Here is a 20,258-nt window from a genome sequence, read left to right as displayed (position 1 = left end):
TTTCATTCCTTTTCTTATTTTTAATATACAACAAAATTTCATCGTGAAATGTGTAAAATCTCATATACTGTAACACCCTTATTCACTACAATATCAGGCTTCTCTTCATAAAACTCAAACCTACTATATCCCCATTTATCCGGATTATAAACGATTACATTCCCTAAACACTTTTCGTTGTTTTGTACATCTTCATTCATAGTGCTTAATTGAGTCCCAATCAGTGTTTTACTTTGAGAAATACTTCCTGCATATTCAACAACATATCTACTTTTCCTAAATCCATCACTTAGATTAACCACTAATGGAACACCTATATGTATTTGTTGCCATCCAAAAGATTGTAAAATGTTATCGTAATACCCTTCAAAGATAAATTTATTCATCCCTTCATGACCATTCCAAATATATAAAGGTGCATAGCAGTTATAAAAATTCCCGTCTTTCTCCGTTTCCGTAATTAAATAAGCTTTAAAATTTAGTTCTTGGAAACCATCAGTTTTATAGCCATTATCCTTTACCCTTTTCTTAATAATTTCCATGTCATAATCCTTTGGAAGAATGACCTTATATTGCATTCCAATCATGTTTATCACTCGCTTTCAATCTTATATACATTATGATAACTCGATAAGTAGCTAACGTAAAATAGGTATAAATTATGTTTGGTATCATTTATAATGATAGTGCATAAGGGGCTGAGATATATGGAAATAAATGATCTTATTATATTCAAAACTGTAGCCAGTGAGGGTTCTATTAGTAAAGCTGCTAAAGAGTTAGGTTATGTTCAACCGAACGTAACTGAAAGAATCAAAAAATTAGAACAAGAATTAGAAACACCCTTACTACATAGAGATAACAAAGGCGTTTCCTTATTACCTTCTGGTGACATTTTATTAGATTACACGAATCAAATATTAACTCTATTAGAAGAAGCGAAAGATAAAATTAAAACAAGTGGGTCTTCTTATATAATCGCGACGTCACAATCGATTTTGACTAATTATTTAAGTAAGCGTATTAAAGAAAATTTCATAAATTATCAAATATATGTAGAAAATAGTAGTCATTTGCCAAAATTACTGCAGCAACAAAAAGTTGATATGGTCATCACTTATGAGGATGATTCTGGTACAGGTTTTAAAAAAGTATTTACTACTTCAATTTCTATAGGCTTACTAAAAGATCAAGAAAAATGTATCATTGACTATTCAAAGGAACTCTTCTTCGTTAGTAATGACAAAAAGTGCCCTTTTAGAAATAAGACGATACAATTTCTAAAAGAAAATAATTTATCTCAGCGTCAACTTCAACAATTAGATTCTTATTCGCTTATGGAAGAGTTTATTCAGGACGGAAAAGGGATAGCCTTTTTGCCGATTAAAAATGATAAATTGGTACCAATTGAAGATTTTCCAGTTGAGAAATTAGCTGTTCATTTCTTTACAAATCAAAACTCTTTCAAACAAATCCCTGATGAACTATTTGGTTAATAAAAAATCCCTCCTTTATGAATCTAAAAGAGGGATTTTCATATTCTATACAATTGATTTTTCACACATTTTGCTCCACTTCTGCACTTTTCTCCTTCTTATTCCGTTTCATATTCTTCAGTCCCTTAACCGTGCCAACTAATCCTTTCGGGAAAACTAGCAATACGATAATGTACAATAAACCAAGAATAATCGTCCATCGTTCAAAGATCGGATACTCTGTAGCTAGTTCTGATAAATAATATTTTAGAGATTCAATAATTCCAGCTCCTGCAATTGCTCCAATTAACGTTCCAACCCCACCAATCATCGTCATCAATAATGCATTTAATGTCATTTCAATTGAAAATACAGTCGTATTAACAAAACGCAATGTGATAACAAATAAACCACCGCTAATCGCAGCTACTACTCCTGCAACAATGCTAGCAATAATTTTATAATGAAGCACTTTATATCCTAGTGCTTCAACACGTTGCTCATTTTGGGAAATTGCCTTTAATACTTTTCCAATAGAAGATTTGGTGAAAAGACGTAACAGAACAAAAATGATAAGTAAACATATAAGTGTTACATAATAAAACGTAAAACGATCACGGAATACGTCTGGTACACCAAATGTAAAACCATCTCCTCCGTGAGTAAGCCCACGCCATTTTTCAGCAAGTACAAAAAATAACTGTGAAATAGCAAGTGTTAACATTGCATAAAAATGACTTTTCAATCGTAAAGAAAGCAAACCAATTATATAACTAACGATTGCTGAAACGATAATTGCAGCTACTATTCCAATTAAAAAGTTCGTTATTGATACGCCTTGTCGATCAAATAAAAGCGCTACCCCATATGCTCCTATCCCAAAGAACATACAATGACCGAACGATACAATTCCTGTATACCCAAGCAATACATCAAAACTCATTGCAAAAATAGCAAAGATGAAGATTTGAGTGAACAAAATTAACAGGCTCCGTGAATCATTTACGAACGGAAATACACTTAAACAAATGAGCATACATACTCCGAAGTATACTTTAATTCGGTCCGATGTGTTGTTCACCATTTCACCCCTTTTCACCAACAAGTCCAGTTGGCTTCACTATTAAGAAAAATAGTAACATTAACATATTAATTGCAAGTGATAAATCTGGTATAAAATACGCTGTAAAAGCACCAGCTAATCCGACAATTAAAGAAGCAATAGCTGAACCTTGAACACTTCCTAATCCACCGATAATTACTACTATAAAAGCTAAAATTGCATACTGCATGCCCATCTCGGCGAAAATAACGCCCGAATACGGCGCTAATAAGAATCCTCCCAAAGCTGCCATCCCTGCCCCTAATAAAAAGACGAAAGAAAATATCGCTTTTACATTAATACCAAGCGCTTGAACCATTTCTTTATCCATTACACCTGCACGGATCATAAGACCTATCTTCGTCTTTTGGAGTAATAGTAGTAGTGCAATGTAAATAATTATCCCAATCAAAATAACAAATAGACGATATTTAATTAATATAATACCTCCGAATGTAAAACTTCCTTGTAACCATAACGGTAATTTTGCACTAATAGGGTTTGGCCCCCAAAATATTTTAATACACTCACTAAGAACGAGCATTCCTCCAAGCGTAACGAGCAGCTGTCGAACATGATTTCCATATACCGGCCTAATAAGAAACCTTTCTAAAATAAATCCTAGGAACATTCCCATGGCTACTGCTCCAACTAAAGCTAATATATAACTTCCTGTCATATTAAATAACCAAACACCTGTAAATGCTCCCCATGCAAATAAACCACCGTGTGCAAAGTTTAAAACGCTCATTAAACCAAAAATAAGTGAAAGACCTGATGCTAACAAAAAAATGAGCATCCCTGTTGAAATCCCATTTACAAATAAATTGATTAACACATCCATCCTTTTCACCTCGGATTCATGTTAAGAGATTCCTAAATATTTATGACACATTTCCTTATCCTTTTTTAATTCATTCATAAAACCGTTATGAACAATTCGTCCGTTATCCATAATGTAAAAATAATCGCCAATTTGACTAGCCATCATAAAATTTTGCTCAACAAGTAAAACTGTTGTTTTCTCTTTCATCTTCAAAATAGCTACCATTAATTTCTCCACCATTATCGGGGATAGCCCTTTGCTCGGTTCATCAATAAGTAATAATCCATCACTATTAATAAACGCTCTTGAAATAGCCAACATTTGCTTTTGCCCTCCGCTCAAGAGCCCACTTTTCTTATTCCAAAACTGCTTTAAATCCGGAAATAGTTCCAGCATCCACTCTATTTTCCCTTCTACTTCCTCACCTTTTCCCCTAGCAAGAGCGAAAGTTTCTTCTACTGTCAAATCATGAAAAATACCTTGATTTTCTGGTACATACCCTATTCCTTTCCTTGAAATTAAATGTGTAGGTAATCCACTCACTTTTGCACTATCATAATAAATTTCACCATCTGCAATGCGGTGAAACCCCATCACTGAACGTAATGTCGTTGTTTTCCCTGCCCCATTTCTACCAAACAGTACAGTAATCGTCCCTTTCTCAACAGCAAGAGATACTCCTTGCAAAATATGAAACTGATCTAAATACGTTTCTATATTATTCACTTGTAATAGTGCCACTATATAATCCCCCTAAATAAGCACTTTGTACACGCTCATCTTTCATAATTTCTTCTGGCAATCCTTCAGCCAATAACTCTCCATGAAATAAAACGATAAGATGATCTGACAAACCTAGTATCATATCCATTTTGTGTTCGATAAGTACAATTGTGCTCTCTGGATGTTTCTTAATATTTTCAATCACTTGTAATATAGCAGGGACTTCCTCAACCGAAATACCTGCCGTCGGCTCATCAAGTAATAACACATCCGTTTTTAAAGCTAATAACATCGCAAGTTCTAGCTTCCTTTTCTCTCCATGTGCCAAATCTTTCGCTAATACGTTCTCTTTTTCATGAAGTAATACTGTTTTTAAGAAACGTCTCGCCTCTCCAACTTGTTGCTTTAATTTTGCTGAACTCGGGAAAAAACTATAGTAATCTTGTACGAATGATTGAACACTTAAACGGACATTTTCAAGTACCGTTAATTCTGGGAATATGTTTGTAAGCTGAAAAGAGCGACCGATTCCTAAGCGTGTTCGATCTGAAATCGATAGTTTTGTAATATCTTGCCCTTTAAAATACACTTCACCTGTTGTGGGTGAAATCTGTCCACTTAGTAAATTAAATAACGTTGTCTTACCCGCACCATTTGGCCCAATAATAGAAATGAGTTTTCCTTTTTGGACAGTTAAATTTACATCTTTAATAACTTGATGTTCACCAAAAGATACGCTAAGATTTTTCGTCTCTAGCAAATGTGTCACGAAATCCCTCCCTTTAAAGCCGTGAGTATGAAAGAAATATGTATAAAGAGGGTCCCCCCTCTTTATACAAAAACAACAGAAAATTCAGTCTATTTATTTTGAACTGGTGGTTCTGTTTCTTTCATCGTTAATTCTCGCTCTAACACTGGCACCGGATAATCAATACCGTCTTGCTTTTTCAATGTGATAGAATACAGTGTCTGCATCGCTTGGTGGTCCTTCTCTCTAAACTTCATCTTTCCTTTCGGTGTATCAAATTCCATTCCTTCCATTTTCTTAATCAAGGTATCTACATCTGTATCACCTTTTGTTTTCTTTAAGGCTTCTACAATAGAAATTGCTGCTGACATTCCTCCTGCTGTAAACAAATCTGGCATTGCACCATTAAAACGTTTTTTATGCTCTTCAACTAGCCAATCATTCACTTTATTTTTTGGAAGTGTGTGATAATATACAGAAAAACCTTGCATACCTACTAATGCATCCATTGTTTTTAATGCTGGTATATCTGGCGCACCTGTAGAAATTTTAATACCTTGCGCTTCCACATTCATATCTTTCAACTGTTTCCAAGGTGAATTTGCCCCTGCCCAAACGATAAATAAATAATCTGGTTTTGAACTAATGATATTTTGAATATTCGCTGTAAAATCTGTTGAATTTGTATCCGCGTATTGCTCATTCACAATGTTCGCACCTAATTTTTTCGCACCCGCTTTAAATGCAGCAATCCCTTCACGACCAAAAGCGTTATCTGGGGCAAATGTCGCAATCTTTACATCTTTTTTCGCAATTGCTGCTGCTCCTGCAATCGCATCTTGTGAGGAACTTCTTCCAGTTCTAAAAATATATTTATTCCAGTTCTTCCCGGTAATACTATCCGCAACTGCCGGTTCTACAACCATAATCTTTTCATATTCTTCAGCCAGTGGTAAAACCGCTAACGTATCACTTGAACTAGACGATCCAACTAAAAAATCAACTTTCTCTTCTTCTAATAACTTCGTAGCTTTTTTAACTGCTACATCCGCTTTCGTTTCTGTATCTTCTACAACAAACTTAATCTTTTTCCCATCTACTTTCCCAGTTCCACCAGTTGCATAATCTAACCCTAATTCAAATCCGTTCACTGTTTGTTTTCCATACGATTCTAGCGGTCCTGTTAAAGAAGCAAGGACTCCTACCTTAATCGTTTTTTCATCCTCTGTACTTGTTTTCTTTCCTGAACAAGCTGCCGTTATTAATAACGAACCTAAAACACAACCAGTAAACATTGTCTTTAGCCACTTACGTTTTTTCATCGACATTGTGATCCTCCCCATACTTTACTTTCTGATAGAATCAAACACGCCAAAATCCCCTGTCCGTAATCATGACTAACTAATTCGATAGATAATGGAAAACTCTTGTAGTACCCTCTACATTCGGCACAAATATATAATCACCTTCCTATGTAATGGAAACGGACATACAATCAATATATATTCTGCAATCCAATTGAAAATACTGTTTCATTTCAGCAATGACCATACAAAAAGACTAACTTATTTTTAAGTTAGTCTTTTCCCCTTAATTAGAGTTAAGTTCTACTTTCTCTAACCCTTCAGCCAATTGTTTCTTATCTAGTCCTTCTCCTATTACTACTAAGTTTGTCGGGAAACCGAAGTCTTGTTCTAATAAAGTTGGTACTCCGAACGAATATTGGAATAGGTGAGGGTATTTATCTCCACGGAATTTCACAAAACCTTTCACTCGATAAATACTATCTGGTAAATTCGAAAGCCATTCATATAATTTGTCTTGATCAATCGGTTTCGTAAATTGATATGTCATCGTTTGTATATGTAAATGCTGTTTGACATGTAGTGTCTCATGTTCCTCATCATTTGGAAATTCTGCTTCTTCTATATCTTTTAAAGATATATTACAATACTTTGTCTCATACATTTTCGCATGATCATTTATTGCCTTTACTTCTTCAAATACTGTGTTCTTATCTTCATCTGTTAGTAAATCTGCTTTATTAACAAGAATGTGACTACCAAATTTAAGTTGCTCATGCAATAGCTGTTGTACATTTGCACTTAATATACTTCGGTTTAACCACCTTACTGCATCTAAAACGACTACAATTGATTTCACTTCCAGAAAAGGAGCTAAAATTGGCGAGACACACGCGTCTAACACTTCAATTGGATGCGCAACACCTGTCGTTTCTATATAAATTACATCTGGTCTTTCTTGTTGGTATAACGAATGTAATTGTATTTCAAGCTCTTCTTTTAACGTACAACAAATACATCCTTTAAGAAGTTCTCTTAAAACATTCTCTTTTCCAATAATATCTGTATCTACCGAGTATTCACCAATTTCATTCATTAATACTGCAACTTTTCTATTCTTCTTTTTCTCTGCTAACAATAAATTTTGTAATAATGTTGATTTACCACTACCTAAAAAACCACCTAATATATGAATCTCCACTTTATTCATTCAACCGACCATCCATTTCTTTACTTCAAATGTATTCAAAGCGTAATAATTACGATTTATATTTATCATTTTATTAAAAGAATGACCATTTGTAAATATAAGAGATTCACTGTTCATTTACTTCATATGCAACTCTAACTCCAGACTCAATTGCCCCTTGCATCCACCCATGTGTTAATGTCGTATGCTCTCCTGCAAAGTGTACTTTTCCAGATGGTGGTGTAATATACGGAAATAACTCGAGCTCTTGGCCTGGTTCGAAAGCTGTAAATGCACCGCAAGAATACGGATTTTTACTCCAGCTAAAAGATGTTCCAGTGACAAACTCACTATAGACGATGTCACCGTATATTTCCGCTAAATTTTTTAATGCGTAACGAATACGATCTCTTTGCGGGAGACTATCCCATGTTAACGCCTCATCTGCCCACGTATAACTTGCTATAACGATAGCTGGTCCTGGAGTATGAATGCCATAACTCGGATAGTATGTAAACCGTATCGGTAAATCAGTAATAGATTTACCTCCACACTGTCCCGCTTTCTCCCAAAATCTACTTTTAAACTCTATTGCAATTTTAGTTGCAGCAATATAATTTAATTCACGAATTGCTCTTTTTTTAAAATAAGAGAATAAATAGTATGGCTGAACTTCTACAAATCTTAACGCTGAAAATGGAATTGTAATAATAGCAAAATCACTTGTTATTGTAAATTGCTCTAACGTTTGTTCATGATTTCCTTGTAACATTACTTTATTATCTTCTTGTATAATTTTATCAACCTTATACTGCATTAAAATATGTTCCCTTAATTGTGGTAAGAATGCATTCGATAACTTATCCATTCCACCAGTTATTTCATAATATTTCGTTGTTGAAGTAAAGAAAATCATTTCACGTAATACTTCAATTAAGGACATTCCCATATAAGCTTCCATATCAAGAAGTACCCCAATCATATCTATTGCACCATCTGAATAATACTCCATTAAAAATGAACCAAGCGAATACGTTTTATACTTTTTTTCAACGATAAGCCAGTTTTTATCAGGATCCTTCTTAATGTAATTTAGTATTGGTTCTAATACTTCGATCATTAGCTCTTCTGCCGTTTTTCCTTTTTCTTTATCCAAAACCGGATATTCAAGTACACTTGGATCATTTTCAAACACATTCAATCTCGTTTGAATGTTATTCGTATAAATGATATCTGCAAAAGTTTTATTTATAAAAAGGTTTAAAGGTAGTTTAAATTTATGAATATACGCTAAGGTTAACTTATGGGTGTCAGGGATTCTCATCGGTCCCGCATTAAAATATAAACCCACACTAAATGGTTCCCGAATCGTATACACTCTGCCACCTATTCTGTTATTTGCTTCTATAATCGTTACTTCGTGCCCAGCCTCTTTTAATAAAGAACCTGCAACTAATCCAGAAATCCCTGCACCTGCAATCGTAATCCGTTTTGGGTTATTCTTTTTAACAAGCCCTGCATGAATAATATGAAGCATTTCTTCCATTGTTAATGGGTTCCCCATACCATTTCCCCTTTTACAAAGGATTTTACTGAATTATATTCGGTTCACTGAATTCCTATGTTTTGTTCGCAGATTTGCACGGATACATTTTCAAATACTTGAATATCTTTTATAAAATGTAATAAACTAGATATGACTCTATAGAAGTAAGACGTATTATCTTACATAACAAAACCAATGAAATTGCGAGGAATTTTGAAATGAAAAAAGGTATTAACCGTGTTGTATTAGTAGGAACAGGAGCAGTTGGATGTAGTTATGCTTACTGCATGATTAACCAAGCCGTAGCTGAAGAATTTGTTTTAGTCGATGTAAATGAAGCAAAAGCTGAAGGGGAAGCAATGGATTTAAGTCATGCTGTTCCATTCGCCCCAGCTCCAACTAGAGTATGGAAAGGCAGCTACGAAGATTGTAAAGATGCTGACCTTGTAGTTATTACAGCTGGATTACCACAAAAGCCAGGCGAAACACGTTTAGATTTAGTTGAGAAAAACGCCAAAATCTTTAAACAAATCGTTCGCAGTATTATGGATAGCGGATTTGATGGCATCTTCTTAATCGCAACAAACCCTGTAGATATTTTAACTTATGTAACTTGGAAAGAATCTGGTTTACCGAAAGAACGTGTAATCGGTTCTGGTACAACGCTTGATTCTGCTCGTTTCCGCTATATGTTAGGTGAGTACTTCGATATTGGTCCACACAACATTCACGCTTATATTATCGGAGAACACGGCGATACTGAACTTCCAGTTTGGAGCCATGTTTCCGTTGGTATCCAAAAACTACAAACACTGCTTGAAAAAGACAACACGTATAATCAAGAAGATTTAGACAAAATTTTCATAAACGTCCGTGATGCAGCTTACCATATTATTGAGCGTAAAGGCGCAACTTATTATGGTATCGGTATGTCACTTCTACGTGTTACAAAAGCAATTTTAAACGACGAAAATAGTGTATTAACTGTATCAGCTTACTTAGAAGGTCAATACGGTCAAAAAGATGTTTATATCGGGGTACCTGCTGTTTTAAATCGCGGCGGTGTTCGTGAAATTTTAGAGGTTGAATTAAGTGAAGATGAAGAATTAAAATTCGACCACTCTGTTCAAGTATTGAAAGAAACAATGGCTCCGGTTCTTTAATTAAGATAAAAAGCAATCCAATTTATTTTGGATTGCTTTTTATTTTCATTATCTCCTATGACTTTTTAGTGATTTTCTATCATTTCTTATTTTTTAGTCGCATCCTCATTATTTATATCAAGTACATCTAATAAAAAGATAAAGATTGGTATCCCGATAATAAGCCCCCATATTCCGAGGAAATGCTCTGAGAAGATAAGAATCATAAATGTGTAGAATATTGGTAAATTTGTTTTTGCAGACATAAACTTCGGATTTAAAAAATAACTTTCAAGAGCATGGATTACTGTTATGAATACGAGTATGTATACTACGTACATAACTCCGCCTACGTTGTAAGCAATGATACAAAGTGGAAACAAAGAAATAATCACACCTGCAACAGGAATCAACCCTAGTAAGAAAATCATAACAGCTAATACAAGTAGCTGTGGAAATCCTAAAACGATTAATGCAATGACAGTAAGAATACAATTTACAACGGCAATTAAAAACTGAGCCTCAATTACTTTGCCGAACGATCTTGCAAATCTTTCACCAAAATATGCAATTTCCTCATAAAAGATTTTTAACTTACTATCTTTAAACTTAGATGTAAATGTAATAATACGCTCTTTTTCTAATAAGAAAAATAAGCTTAAAATTAGAGATAATAATATTTGTAAACTTACCTTCCCTATATTTGCTATCGATTGATAGATGACATCCACACCTTGTTCTATATATTTTGATACTTCCATCCCATTAATTGTCGAAAGTGCATATTTAACGATTTCATTATCAGGTGGATTTTGAAAAAATAGTTTAAACTGATAAATTAATTGTGAAATTTGTATCGTCAGCACAGGTAAATATTTATATAACGTTGTGCCTATAAAGGAAACTAATATTATATATAAACATGCAATAACAATTTTCCGGTTTACTTTCAATTTTCTTGAAATAAAACGTTGAAATCGATCCATTAAAAACGTCAGTATAAACGTAATTAATATTAAATTAATCATACTTTTTAATGCGTATAATACAAGCGCTACTATTATTAAAACGAGAAACCGTTGAAACCCTCTACTTCGAAAAAAACTCTTTACTTCATTCATTAAGAATTAACCTCCCCCTTCAATGGATGGAAATTGAATATATTACATTTTATGAACTCCTATAGACAATCTTTCTTACTAATTGAGAAGAATCCTTTTTTTCTTTTCATATTGTTAGATTCCAGTTATTTTTCATATAATCTTTTATAAACTAGGTAATTTTCTATTTTTAGACTGCTGTTCATACGCATATCCAATATTGAAAAGCTCTTTTTCACCAAACTGTTTCCCTACAAATACTACACCGATTGGTTCTCCATTTTTATCATATCCAGCAGGAACCGCTAATTCCGGATAACCAGCTACAGCTGATAGAAGAACTTCATCGTTATTAATCATAACTAGAGCATCCAAACCTTTTTCTACTAAATACCTATCTAGCTCTTTTCTTGCATTTTCTTGACTCGTTTGCACTACGTTTTCAAACTCTTCTTTCGTTATAACAGATTTTTCAGACCCTTCAATTAATGTTTGTCCGTATTTTATTCGTCTTTTACTATCCTTTTTATTAAACGCTATAATCTCTTCTAACGATTTTACCGGTACATTCTTTTGCTGTGAAAGATAGTCGTTTACATTATGCTTGAACTCATATTCTAATGTTTGCAAATTATCTACACCCTCAGCACTTAACTGGATATTATCAGTTAATATCGCACCTGCATCTTGAAGGTCTTTTCTAATTTTTTCTGCTACTGCTTTTCTATTTTCATCTTGTTGGTCTACAGAAAAAAGAAGCCCTATCTTTTTCCCTTTTAATCCATCTATCGATAAATCCTTTGTATAATCAATTCTTTCTTTATCTTTCATTTTTTCTGTCATAACATCTTTTTCGTCATAACCTATCATTGCATTAAATAATGTTGCTGCATCTTTTACCGTTCTTGCCATAGGTCCTGCTGTATCAAGAGTTTCAGCTAACGGAATAATTCCTGTTCTGCTTACCATACCTAAAGATGGACGTAACCCAACTACTGATTGCTGCGCCGCGGGTGCAACAATCGATCCCGTCGTTTCTGTTCCAATTGCAAGCGGTGCAAAATCTGCTGCAACTACTGTAGCAGATCCTGAACTTGATCCTGAAGTATCGAATGTAATCGGACCGTACGGGTTTAAATTTTGTCCTTTCTTCCCGCTATACCCGCTTGGCATTGTAAAAGATAAATAGTTCGCCCACTCAGACATATTCGCTTTTCCTAAAACAAATGCTCCTTCTTCTTTCAACTGCTTCACAATTGTTGCGTCTTGATCTGCAATCCAATCTTTTAATACATAAGTTCCTGCACTAGTCGGCATCACTTTTTCCGTCTGTACATTATCTTTTACAACGACAGGAATACCATATAAATTCGAATTTTTGTTTCTACCCCGCTCTTGATCTAACTTTCTTGCTTCTTCCATCGCATTAGGATTTATCTCTGTAACAGAATTTAATGTTATTCCATTTTGATCATGTTCTTGTATTCTAAAGAGATAAATACTCGTTAATTCTTCATATGACAACTTTCCATCATCAATCATTTTTTGAAGCTCATCTACAGTCGCATTTACGACTTCTTTTTCTTTTATCTTTACATTTTCTATATTGATTCCTTTAAGCTGATTATGTATCGGTTGTAGCACTCTTTCTTTATCATATACAATACGCTCAGGTTCCTTTGGAAAATAATTTTTATACACGTAATATCCACCAGCACACGCTAATAAGACAATGCCTCCAGTGATAGACAGCGTTACCTTTACCCATTTCTTCATGTTGCTTCCTCCACTCTATAAGATGCTTAGCTATACAAAAAAGAGAGTTACCTTTTACTTAACTCTCTCCAATCAAAATGCTAAATGAAAAAATGAAAGATTTCAATCTAATTACTTCTTTTTTTGCATTTGCTTTGCTAACATTTCTTTCACTTGATTATACGTTAACCCTGAATTTTTATTTAAACGCTTTACTTCCTCAACATCAGTACCTACCACTGTATATTTTTTCTCATCATTCATTTTTCTAATTCCCTTCTCACCGTATTATTTCTTATATTTCTTCCCTAAATACGCATAAATTAACACCACTACAAAAAAGGAAGCTGTTTTTAAGCACAGCTTCCTTCTCGTTACATATTGTATTTCTTAATAAAATTTCACTACATCTTCAGTAGGTAAGAACGTTCTTTCTGCTGGTTGTTCGTTTGGTTCACCAAATGGCATTTGACCTACTAAGCTCCACTCTGCCGGAATGTTCCAAGTTTCTTTCACTTCAGCATCTACGATTGGGTTGTAATGTTGTAATGACGCTCCAATTCCTTCAGCAGATAATAGCATCCACACAGTATGTTGTAACATCGCATTTCCTTGATGAGACCAGAATGGGAACTGATCTTTATATAATGGCGCATTTTCTTGCATTTTTTCTACAGTTGCTTGATCTTCAAAGAATAGAACTGTTCCTACACCTGCATGGAAGCCTTTTAGTCTTTCTACAGTCGCTTCAAAGTTTTCTGCTGGTACGCGGGCTCTTAGTGTTTCTTTAACGATATCCCAAAACTTTTCATGCTCTCCATCCATTAATACAACCATACGACCACTTTGCATATTGAAAGATGTTGGTGCGTGTAAAGCTGTTTTTAACACTTCTTCAATTCTTTCTTTCGTAATTGCATCGTTTTTTGCTACTTTACGAATTGAACGGCGGTTCACGATTGCTTCTTTTAAGTTTGTTGTAGTTACTGACATTTTAATTCCTCCAAATGTTTGTTTTATAATTTATTTTGTTATTTCATAACAAGCGAATTAGCAATATCCATCGTTATTACATTGCATACCTTCAAATGAATTTGTTTTATCCTTTTCAATTTCTTTATCAATGACCCTTTCTAGTGTTTCTTTACTAGCAAGCCCTTGAATGACTTCATCTCCAATCATGACAGTTGGAACAGCCATAATATTCGCTTCATCATATGCGTGTTGAATTGCTTCTTGATGCTTTTCTTTATATTTACGAGTTACTAAAGCATCTTTAAATTCCGCCTCAGGAAGTCCTACTTCTACCGCTAATTTTGTTAACACATCAATATCTTCAATGTTTTGCTCTTCTTGGAAAAATGCTGTGAATACGCGGTGATGATACTCATTACCTAGTCCACGTTCTTTCGCAAATTGACATCCTTCGAAAGCTAAATGTGTATATGGATGCGGTGAAACACGTGGCAAGCGCATATCAATTCCTAACTTCTTCGCTGTCGGAAGAATGAAAGCATCCCATGAACCTAATTTTTCTGGTTCATTCCATGGATCTATTTTTGAATATGGACTTGGACGTAATTCAAATGGCATCCATTCAATCTCTACATTTTTCTCTTTCGCTACCTCATCTAATGGACCTTTTGCTAAAAAACAAAACGGACATATAAAATCTGAGTATACTTTCATTTTTACAGTCATAACTTTTACACCTTACCTTTATAGTTGTAACTCAATCAGTTACATTAGTGATAAAAAAATATAAATATTATTTAAGCATTCATTTTTTCTTGCAAAGTTTCAAACAACTGCTCCATCGTAATATTTCTCAAAACTTCTTCCATCGCGGATTGTGCTTGAATTAAAATAATTTCTAACACCGCTTGAATGTTCGCCCCAATTGGACAATCTGGATTCGGTTGGGCGTGAATATGAAATAGCTTGTCTTCTTCCACTACGTTCACTGCATGATACACATCTAACAATGTGATTTCATGTAAATCCTTTAGTAATCCCGCGCCACCCGGTCCACGATTTACGTAAACAAAGCCAGCTTGTTTCAAGTACGACATGATTTTACGAATGACTACTGGATTTGTATTGACACTCTCAGCCATATAGTCTGAAGTACAAAGTGAAGATGGATTGTTTTTCAAAATAGATAAAATATGAACAGCTATGGAAAAGCGGCTACTAATTTTCATCGTAATCACCACCTTGATGTAATCATTATAGTTACAACTAAAAAATAAGTCAATCCTTTTCATAGATTTTTTATAAGTAAATTAAAAAGTGTCCCATTATGATATATGAGACACCTCTTTTTATTCTGCAAATAGCGATTGAAATTCTTCAATAAATAGCTGCACAGCGATTGAAGAATCCTTTAATGAAGGAATAGCTAAAGCAATTTCTCTCCATACTTGTGGTTCCAATTCTCTCGTTTGCACATTTTTTGGTAAATTCGTTAAAGATAATTCAGCTAATATTGCAATGCCTAATCCTTCTTGAATCATATTTAAAGCTGTAGTAACTGTCGAAATTACATACTCAGCCCGAAGTGGTACGTTTGCTTGTTTAAACATATCAATAATAGGTGGTTCGTATCCGCCCTTACATAATATGATCGGTTCATTCTCTAAATCACAAATTGTAAGAGCGTCCTTCTTACAGAGAGGATGATCCTCTCTTAAGATAGCAACCATTTTCCCCTTCGTTAATGGAACAATCTCCATATCTTTATTAGGCAAAATAACAATTCCTATATCAATAACCCTCGATACTAACCAATCTTCAACTTCTTTAATCGTTCCTTCACAAAGAACCACTTCTAATTTCGGATACTTCTCCTTAAAAAGGTTTATCATTTTGGGTAAGAAATGTGCAGAAGCACTCGGAAAACTACCAATTCGAATCGTCCCAACTTCGTGTCCTTTCTCCATCGCAACTTCTTGTTCAATCTTCTCTACACCGTTCAAAATCTCTCTAATATGTACAAGAATCCTGTTTCCTACATCCGTAACGAGGAGCCCTTTTCGTTTATCACGTATAAGAATAGTAACTCCTAACTCTGACTCAATACTTGAAATCGCATGACTAACAGCTGGCTGCGTCATATTTAATACCCTGGCAGCTTTCGTAAAACTACCTAACTCAACAGTTTTTATTAATACTTGCAGTTGTGTAATGGTCATAACTAATCACTTATACTCCTCATAAAAAAGATTCATTTTATTTATTACAGTCGATATCATATCATAGTGAAATGAATAACAACAAGGAGGTCTTTCAGTGACACAGCTTTCTCGAACTAAGACGGCCATAATCCTTACCTTTCTCGTTTTCATGTGGGGAATCAATTGGCCTTTATCAAAGTTTGCCCTGCATTATACACCACCTGTTTTATTTGCAGGCGTTCGAACTTTAATTGGAGGATTCATTTTACTCCTGTTCGCATTACCGAAATACAAAGAGTTACATTTAAAAGAAACGTCGCATTTATACGTTATTTCTTCTTTACTTAACATCATTATATTTTACGGATTACAAACTGTCGGCCTTCAATATATGCCTGCTGGGTTATTTTCCGCCATTGTATTTCTACAACCAGTTTTACTCGGTATTTTCTCGTGGATATGGCTTGAAGAATCAATGTACGGCTTGAAAATTTTCGGGCTTTTTCTCGGATTTATTGGTGTAGGTGTTATTAGCTCTAGCAGTTTAACAGGACATATTTCTATTATTGGAATCCTTCTCGCGTTAGGATGCGCTATCGGCTGGGCACTTGGCACAGTATTTATTAAGAAGACTAGTCACCGTGTTAATGCCATTTGGATGGTAACACTTCAGCTTATTATTGGTGGCCTTTGCTTAATTGGATTTGGTTCAGAGTTTGAAAGCTGGTCTAGTATCGCTTGGAGTATACCATTTGTTAGCGTACTTCTCTTTATTTCGTTCTTCGTTATTGCAATGGGGTGGCTTGCATACTTCACACTTGTTGGAGCTGGTGAAGCAAGTAAAGTTGGGGCTTATACATTCCTCATTCCACTAATAGCTATTATTGTAAGTTCAATTTTCTTACATGAGGCTATTACCATTAGCTTATTCATCGGACTATTATTTATTGTTGTGAGTATTTGTTTTGTAAATATAAAACCGAAAACACTTGCTGTAAGGCAGCAAGTTGAAGTGAAATAAATATGGGAAAGAGCCTACTGTTTGTAGGCTCTTTCTTACGTTTTACTTTTTACGACGTACTACAAAAACACACGCACTTACCGACGATACTATCGCCAAAATAGATAAGACAATTGCTATCAATTGCATATTACTAGTACCTTCATTCTTTTCTACACTAGACACTTCACCATGTTCTCCTGTTAATGACGTACCTTTTGCAATTGTAGTAAGTGAATGCGGTTTTTCAGCTTTTTCATCACCTGTCCATTCAACAATTTCTCCATCTTTATATTGTTGATATGCGTCCCAAGCTATTTTTTGTTCCTTATTTGGATTTTTAGCGACGAAAGTAAATCGTTGAAACTGACCAGGTAAAATCCCTTCTCCTGTCGCTTCCCATACTACAGTTTTAACTTTTCCATCTGTATCTTTTTTCTCTTCCACTTTCCATCCTGGCACTGGTTCATACTGTTGAAACTCGACGCCAGCTGGTATTTTCAGCGTGACTTTTGTCGTTGCCATATTTTTTTCAACTGGTACTTTTATCGTATAAGTCTCCCAAGAGTTAACATCTGAAATTGCTGGTTTCACAGTTACGTGAGCACTAACAGGTAACGAAAAAATCCCCATTGCAATAATTGTTGCGATCATTGTTGTTCCTAATTTTTTTATACGTTTCATTTTCTATTAGCTCCTTTTCATACATAGCTTCTTTTTATCTGCCACCGACAATAAATTTAAAATCTGTATCGAAACTATCAAGAGATTTTGTTAATCCATGAACATGTATATTCCAGTTTCCTGTCATGTTAATATACGTACCTTCTGCTTCATATTCTCCCGGTGAAACTACTGAAACTTTAAATGAACCGTTTCCCATGTTCATATCTAATGATTGAGTCGTCAATATCATTTGTTCCATATCAGTAATAGGCTGTCCCTTTTCATCCTTTAGTGTAATATGGAATTTATTTTGACCTACCTTATTCGGACTTACATTTAGCGTAAGTTCATATCCATTATCTAATTGCTTACTCTCTGTAAATGGTCCAGTAGGAGGCATCGGTGGTGTTTGTACGTTTGTCATAAAAGCTACGATTACGAAAATGATAATTCCAATGACAAACTCTACTTTCACCGTAGCTCCTAATCCTTGCTGTGCTCGCATTCTCCCTTTCACATAATGAATAATTCCCAATATCCCCATGAAAATGAATAAAAGTATCTTTGTTAATAAAGCCAATCCATACTTCGTATCAAATAACGAGTGGATTGTTGGAATAAAAAATGTACTGTTAAAAAGGCCTGTTATTAAAATCACGATGACAGCACCTGTTGCCCACGGTGAAAAACGCTTAATCATATCCCAATACATATGCCACTTGTTATCCTCATTACGTAAAAGAAGAATAATAGATGATAAACCACCCACCCATAATGAAGCTGCGAATAAATGTAGAAAATCCATAACGACAGCAATGTTTTTAAACTTTAAACCGTATGCGTGACTATTAAAGGCCTTCATAACAAGTAGCCCTATAAACAATAGTATTGGAATACTCCATACTTTAAACGACGAAAACTTCTCATGCTTCACCGCAAAATACGTAACAATTATAAGCGTACTAATGAGAACCATTTGAGTAATCCATACATAACCAAAAACAGAAAGCTGTAATGTTTCTTTTAATAGTAAAGGATTGAATGCTTCTAGCCATGAAACATCAGCATTTATTTTCGCTTGCAATGGTAGGTTGAATAACAAGCTAATAAATATCCCAAATAAGGAGATCCATATTATGTTCTTACTCCTTGATCGAACCGAGGTTGCATTCCCTTTATACATAATAAGATTAAAGAAGAGAACTCCTAAAAATAGCGAGAAACTCGCATATAAAATTCCACGTTCCATAATCATATCGATTTGCGGGACATACCCCATCTCTTCCACTTGTACATCGTCTGTTCCCGCTTCTGCTAATCCAATACGGAATGGAATAACCCCTTGAATTGGATGTCCATCAGCTGAAATAGCTTTCCACTGAATAGAGTAGAGACCATTTTTGAGATTTTCTTTTAATCCGGCTTCTAATAGTTTTTTATTTTTTTTATCAATATGAGCATCTTTTAAATCGACTCTTTTACCTGATGTATCTCTCACGTACAATGTATTAAAACGTGAAACTTGTATGTCCTCATCGAATTCAATTTTCACAACAGATGGTGCTCTCTTCAACGTTTCATTTTCCATAGGGTTTGATTTCACAACGTACGCATGAGCAGATGCACTTTTCGGTATCAATATGATAAGCACACATGCAAGTAATAACCATGTCCCTAATCTTCTCATTACTTTCACACTCATTTCACTTCTTTCTTCCTCATCGCTCTATTTTCATTACTTTAACTTCCGAAGTTTGATTCTCGGGCGAAATATTAACCTGATTAAATATAAACTTCTATAAAGTATAACTCTTATTTCTCTTCCACCTCTAAACTTCTAATATAATAGTAACTATCACTATAGATACAACTTACATTTTTAAAGTCGATTGTTATTATATCATAAAATATATTTATGTAAGTTATCAAAGAAGAAAAGTTATCGTGAATCATTTGTGAAGAAAATGTGAAATGCATAAATAAAAAGGTGTTACGTAATAACGTAACACCTTTTTAAAAATATCCTTCTTCTATTTCTCTTCCGGATAATCACAATACTCGATAATCGTTCCTTCTGTATCCGCTGGGTTAAGATATATTAATCTTCTACCGTGCTTATTAATCCGAAGTGTATGCTCTAACGTTCGAATTCCTTGTTCTTTCAATTCCTCTAAAGCCACATCTAAATCATCTACTCGATACGCAACGTGATGAACACCTTTACCTTTTTGTTTAATAAAACGGGCAATTGGAGATGTCGTATTATTTGTCGGTGCAAGTAATTCAATTCTATCCCCATCCACTTCAAGAATGGCTACTTCGCTTTCCACACCAGGAGCTTCACTTACGTAACGATCCATTAAAGTTCCTAGTAACACATTTTCATAAAAACGTATCGTACTATCTATATCTCGAACTGCGATGCCGATATGATCAATTGTTTTTTTCATTTTATTTCCCCTACTACTTTATTTTTTCTATCCTTATCAATAGTAACAAAAAAAGT

21 protein-coding genes are annotated in these 20,258 nt (G+C 34.5%); 3 read left to right on the top strand and 18 right to left on the bottom strand.

Going from position 1 to position 20,258, the window contains the following annotated elements:
• Positions 1-38: 38 nt before the first annotated feature.
• Entirely contained in the window at positions 39-587 is a 549-nt protein-coding gene (locus MHH27_RS09850; RefSeq protein WP_340942375.1) for a DUF4865 family protein, read from the bottom strand.
• Positions 588-707: 120 nt separating this feature from the next.
• Between MHH27_RS09850 and MHH27_RS09845 the strand changes: the two genes are divergently transcribed.
• Positions 708-1,496 (top strand): LysR family transcriptional regulator, encoded by a 789-nt coding sequence (locus tag MHH27_RS09845; RefSeq protein WP_090976220.1) that lies wholly within the window; start codon positions 708-710, stop codon positions 1,494-1,496.
• Positions 1,497-1,557: 61 nt separating this feature from the next.
• On the opposite strand, the gene MHH27_RS09840 is transcribed toward MHH27_RS09845, so the two are convergent.
• The 7 genes from MHH27_RS09840 to MHH27_RS09810 all read right to left on the bottom strand — a co-directional run bounded on the left by MHH27_RS09840 (position 1,558) and on the right by MHH27_RS09810 (position 8,931).
• Positions 1,558-2,511: a branched-chain amino acid ABC transporter permease gene (locus MHH27_RS09840; protein WP_002040965.1), complete on the bottom strand. Its 954-nt coding sequence runs from the start codon at positions 2,509-2,511 to the stop codon at positions 1,558-1,560.
• Between the two features lie 49 nt (positions 2,512-2,560).
• Positions 2,561-3,421, bottom strand: a complete 861-nt coding sequence (locus MHH27_RS09835) for a branched-chain amino acid ABC transporter permease (protein WP_090976216.1) — start codon at positions 3,419-3,421, stop codon at positions 2,561-2,563.
• A gap of 21 nt (positions 3,422-3,442) precedes the next feature.
• Positions 3,443-4,144 (bottom strand): ABC transporter ATP-binding protein, encoded by a 702-nt coding sequence (locus tag MHH27_RS09830; protein WP_001196696.1) that lies wholly within the window; start codon positions 4,142-4,144, stop codon positions 3,443-3,445.
• Positions 4,122-4,895 carry an ABC transporter ATP-binding protein gene (locus tag MHH27_RS09825; RefSeq protein WP_000149338.1) on the bottom strand — a complete coding sequence of 258 codons (774 nt, stop codon included), beginning with the start codon at positions 4,893-4,895 and terminating at the stop codon, positions 4,122-4,124. The genes MHH27_RS09830 and MHH27_RS09825 overlap by 23 nt, the downstream gene beginning before the upstream one ends.
• An 89-nt stretch (positions 4,896-4,984) precedes the next feature.
• Positions 4,985-6,202: a substrate-binding domain-containing protein gene (locus MHH27_RS09820; protein ID WP_340942372.1), complete on the bottom strand. Its 1,218-nt coding sequence runs from the start codon at positions 6,200-6,202 to the stop codon at positions 4,985-4,987.
• A 262-nt stretch (positions 6,203-6,464) separates the two neighbouring features.
• On the bottom strand, positions 6,465-7,388 hold the full coding sequence (locus MHH27_RS09815; RefSeq protein WP_001044941.1) for a CobW family GTP-binding protein: 924 nt from the start codon (positions 7,386-7,388) through the stop codon (positions 6,465-6,467).
• A 106-nt stretch (positions 7,389-7,494) separates the two neighbouring features.
• Complete coding sequence (locus MHH27_RS09810) at positions 7,495-8,931, bottom strand: flavin monoamine oxidase family protein (RefSeq protein WP_000528024.1); 1,437 nt, start codon at positions 8,929-8,931, stop codon at positions 7,495-7,497.
• A 200-nt stretch (positions 8,932-9,131) separates the two neighbouring features.
• Between MHH27_RS09810 and MHH27_RS09805 the strand changes: the two genes are divergently transcribed.
• Positions 9,132-10,076, top strand: coding sequence for an L-lactate dehydrogenase (locus tag MHH27_RS09805; RefSeq protein ID WP_000715321.1), 945 nt, complete (start codon positions 9,132-9,134; stop codon positions 10,074-10,076).
• Positions 10,077-10,162: 86 nt separating this feature from the next.
• Here MHH27_RS09805 and MHH27_RS09800 read toward each other — a convergent pair whose 3' ends face one another.
• The 7 genes from MHH27_RS09800 to MHH27_RS09770 form a co-directional block, all read right to left on the bottom strand.
• The gene (locus MHH27_RS09800; protein ID WP_001006597.1) at positions 10,163-11,176 is read right to left on the bottom strand and encodes an AI-2E family transporter; all 1,014 of its coding nucleotides are present in this window, start codon (positions 11,174-11,176) and stop codon (positions 10,163-10,165) included.
• Between the two features lie 144 nt (positions 11,177-11,320).
• The gene (locus MHH27_RS09795; protein ID WP_000759469.1) at positions 11,321-12,931 is read right to left on the bottom strand and encodes an amidase family protein; all 1,611 of its coding nucleotides are present in this window, start codon (positions 12,929-12,931) and stop codon (positions 11,321-11,323) included.
• A 111-nt stretch (positions 12,932-13,042) separates the two neighbouring features.
• A complete protein-coding gene (locus tag MHH27_RS09790) occupies positions 13,043-13,174 on the bottom strand; it encodes a hypothetical protein (protein WP_000997344.1) in 132 nt (43 codons plus the stop codon).
• A gap of 126 nt (positions 13,175-13,300) precedes the next feature.
• Positions 13,301-13,903 (bottom strand): nitroreductase family protein, encoded by a 603-nt coding sequence (locus MHH27_RS09785; RefSeq protein WP_098566775.1) that lies wholly within the window; start codon positions 13,901-13,903, stop codon positions 13,301-13,303.
• A 57-nt stretch (positions 13,904-13,960) separates the two neighbouring features.
• Positions 13,961-14,611 carry a DsbA family oxidoreductase gene (locus MHH27_RS09780; protein WP_097821608.1) on the bottom strand — a complete coding sequence of 217 codons (651 nt, stop codon included), beginning with the start codon at positions 14,609-14,611 and terminating at the stop codon, positions 13,961-13,963.
• A gap of 71 nt (positions 14,612-14,682) precedes the next feature.
• Complete coding sequence (locus MHH27_RS09775) at positions 14,683-15,114, bottom strand: Rrf2 family transcriptional regulator (protein WP_097821607.1); 432 nt, start codon at positions 15,112-15,114, stop codon at positions 14,683-14,685.
• Between the two features lie 120 nt (positions 15,115-15,234).
• The gene (locus MHH27_RS09770; protein ID WP_097821606.1) at positions 15,235-16,104 is read right to left on the bottom strand and encodes a LysR family transcriptional regulator; all 870 of its coding nucleotides are present in this window, start codon (positions 16,102-16,104) and stop codon (positions 15,235-15,237) included.
• Positions 16,105-16,201: 97 nt separating this feature from the next.
• Between MHH27_RS09770 and MHH27_RS09765 the strand changes: the two genes are divergently transcribed.
• Entirely contained in the window at positions 16,202-17,107 is a 906-nt protein-coding gene (locus tag MHH27_RS09765) for a DMT family transporter (protein ID WP_340942367.1), read from the top strand.
• A gap of 42 nt (positions 17,108-17,149) precedes the next feature.
• On the opposite strand, the gene MHH27_RS09760 is transcribed toward MHH27_RS09765, so the two are convergent.
• The 3 genes from MHH27_RS09760 to MHH27_RS09750 form a co-directional block, all read right to left on the bottom strand.
• Positions 17,150-17,770, bottom strand: a complete 621-nt coding sequence (locus tag MHH27_RS09760) for a YcnI family copper-binding membrane protein (protein ID WP_071714428.1) — start codon at positions 17,768-17,770, stop codon at positions 17,150-17,152.
• 34 nt (positions 17,771-17,804) lie between these two features.
• Complete coding sequence (locus MHH27_RS09755; protein WP_142317836.1) at positions 17,805-19,454, bottom strand: copper resistance CopC/CopD family protein; 1,650 nt, start codon at positions 19,452-19,454, stop codon at positions 17,805-17,807.
• Between the two features lie 328 nt (positions 19,455-19,782).
• Positions 19,783-20,202: a VOC family protein gene (locus MHH27_RS09750; RefSeq protein WP_340942365.1), complete on the bottom strand. Its 420-nt coding sequence runs from the start codon at positions 20,200-20,202 to the stop codon at positions 19,783-19,785.
• Between the last annotated feature and the right edge of the window lie 56 nt (positions 20,203-20,258).

Source organism: Bacillus sp. FSL L8-0152, assembly GCF_038006365.1.
GTDB classification, from domain to species: Bacteria; Bacillota; Bacilli; order Bacillales; family Bacillaceae_G; genus Bacillus_A; species Bacillus_A cereus.
Note: the sequence above shows the minus strand (reverse complement) of the source record. Positions and strands in the feature narration are given on the sequence as shown.

Bases quoted from the DNA above. Each gene is read 5' to 3' on its own strand.
- MHH27_RS09760 (WP_071714428.1), bottom strand. From the start codon at position 17,770: ATGAAACGTATAAAAAAATTAGGAACAACAATGATCGCAACAATTATT.
- MHH27_RS09795 (WP_000759469.1), bottom strand. From the start codon at position 12,931: ATGAAGAAATGGGTAAAGGTAACGCTGTCTATCACTGGAGGCATTGTC.
- MHH27_RS09785 (WP_098566775.1), bottom strand. From the start codon at position 13,903: ATGTCAGTAACTACAACAAACTTAAAAGAAGCAATCGTGAACCGCCGT.
- MHH27_RS09750 (WP_340942365.1), bottom strand. From the start codon at position 20,202: ATGAAAAAAACAATTGATCATATCGGCATCGCAGTTCGAGATATAGAT.
- MHH27_RS09850 (WP_340942375.1), bottom strand. From the start codon at position 587: ATGATTGGAATGCAATATAAGGTCATTCTTCCAAAGGATTATGACATG.
- MHH27_RS09755 (WP_142317836.1), bottom strand. From the start codon at position 19,454: ATGAGTGTGAAAGTAATGAGAAGATTAGGGACATGGTTATTACTTGCA.
- MHH27_RS09835 (WP_090976216.1), bottom strand. From the start codon at position 3,421: ATGGATGTGTTAATCAATTTATTTGTAAATGGGATTTCAACAGGGATG.
- MHH27_RS09790 (WP_000997344.1), bottom strand. From the start codon at position 13,174: ATGAATGATGAGAAAAAATATACAGTGGTAGGTACTGATGTTGAGGAA.
- MHH27_RS09820 (WP_340942372.1), bottom strand. From the start codon at position 6,202: ATGTCGATGAAAAAACGTAAGTGGCTAAAGACAATGTTTACTGGTTGT.
- MHH27_RS09775 (WP_097821607.1), bottom strand. From the start codon at position 15,114: ATGAAAATTAGTAGCCGCTTTTCCATAGCTGTTCATATTTTATCTATT.
- MHH27_RS09780 (WP_097821608.1), bottom strand. From the start codon at position 14,611: ATGACTGTAAAAATGAAAGTATACTCAGATTTTATATGTCCGTTTTGT.
- MHH27_RS09840 (WP_002040965.1), bottom strand. From the start codon at position 2,511: ATGCTCATTTGTTTAAGTGTATTTCCGTTCGTAAATGATTCACGGAGC.
- MHH27_RS09770 (WP_097821606.1), bottom strand. From the start codon at position 16,104: ATGACCATTACACAACTGCAAGTATTAATAAAAACTGTTGAGTTAGGT.
- MHH27_RS09815 (WP_001044941.1), bottom strand. From the start codon at position 7,388: ATGAATAAAGTGGAGATTCATATATTAGGTGGTTTTTTAGGTAGTGGT.
- MHH27_RS09805 (WP_000715321.1), top strand. From the start codon at position 9,132: ATGAAAAAAGGTATTAACCGTGTTGTATTAGTAGGAACAGGAGCAGTT.
- MHH27_RS09810 (WP_000528024.1), bottom strand. From the start codon at position 8,931: ATGGGGAACCCATTAACAATGGAAGAAATGCTTCATATTATTCATGCA.
- MHH27_RS09845 (WP_090976220.1), top strand. From the start codon at position 708: ATGGAAATAAATGATCTTATTATATTCAAAACTGTAGCCAGTGAGGGT.
- MHH27_RS09800 (WP_001006597.1), bottom strand. From the start codon at position 11,176: ATGAATGAAGTAAAGAGTTTTTTTCGAAGTAGAGGGTTTCAACGGTTT.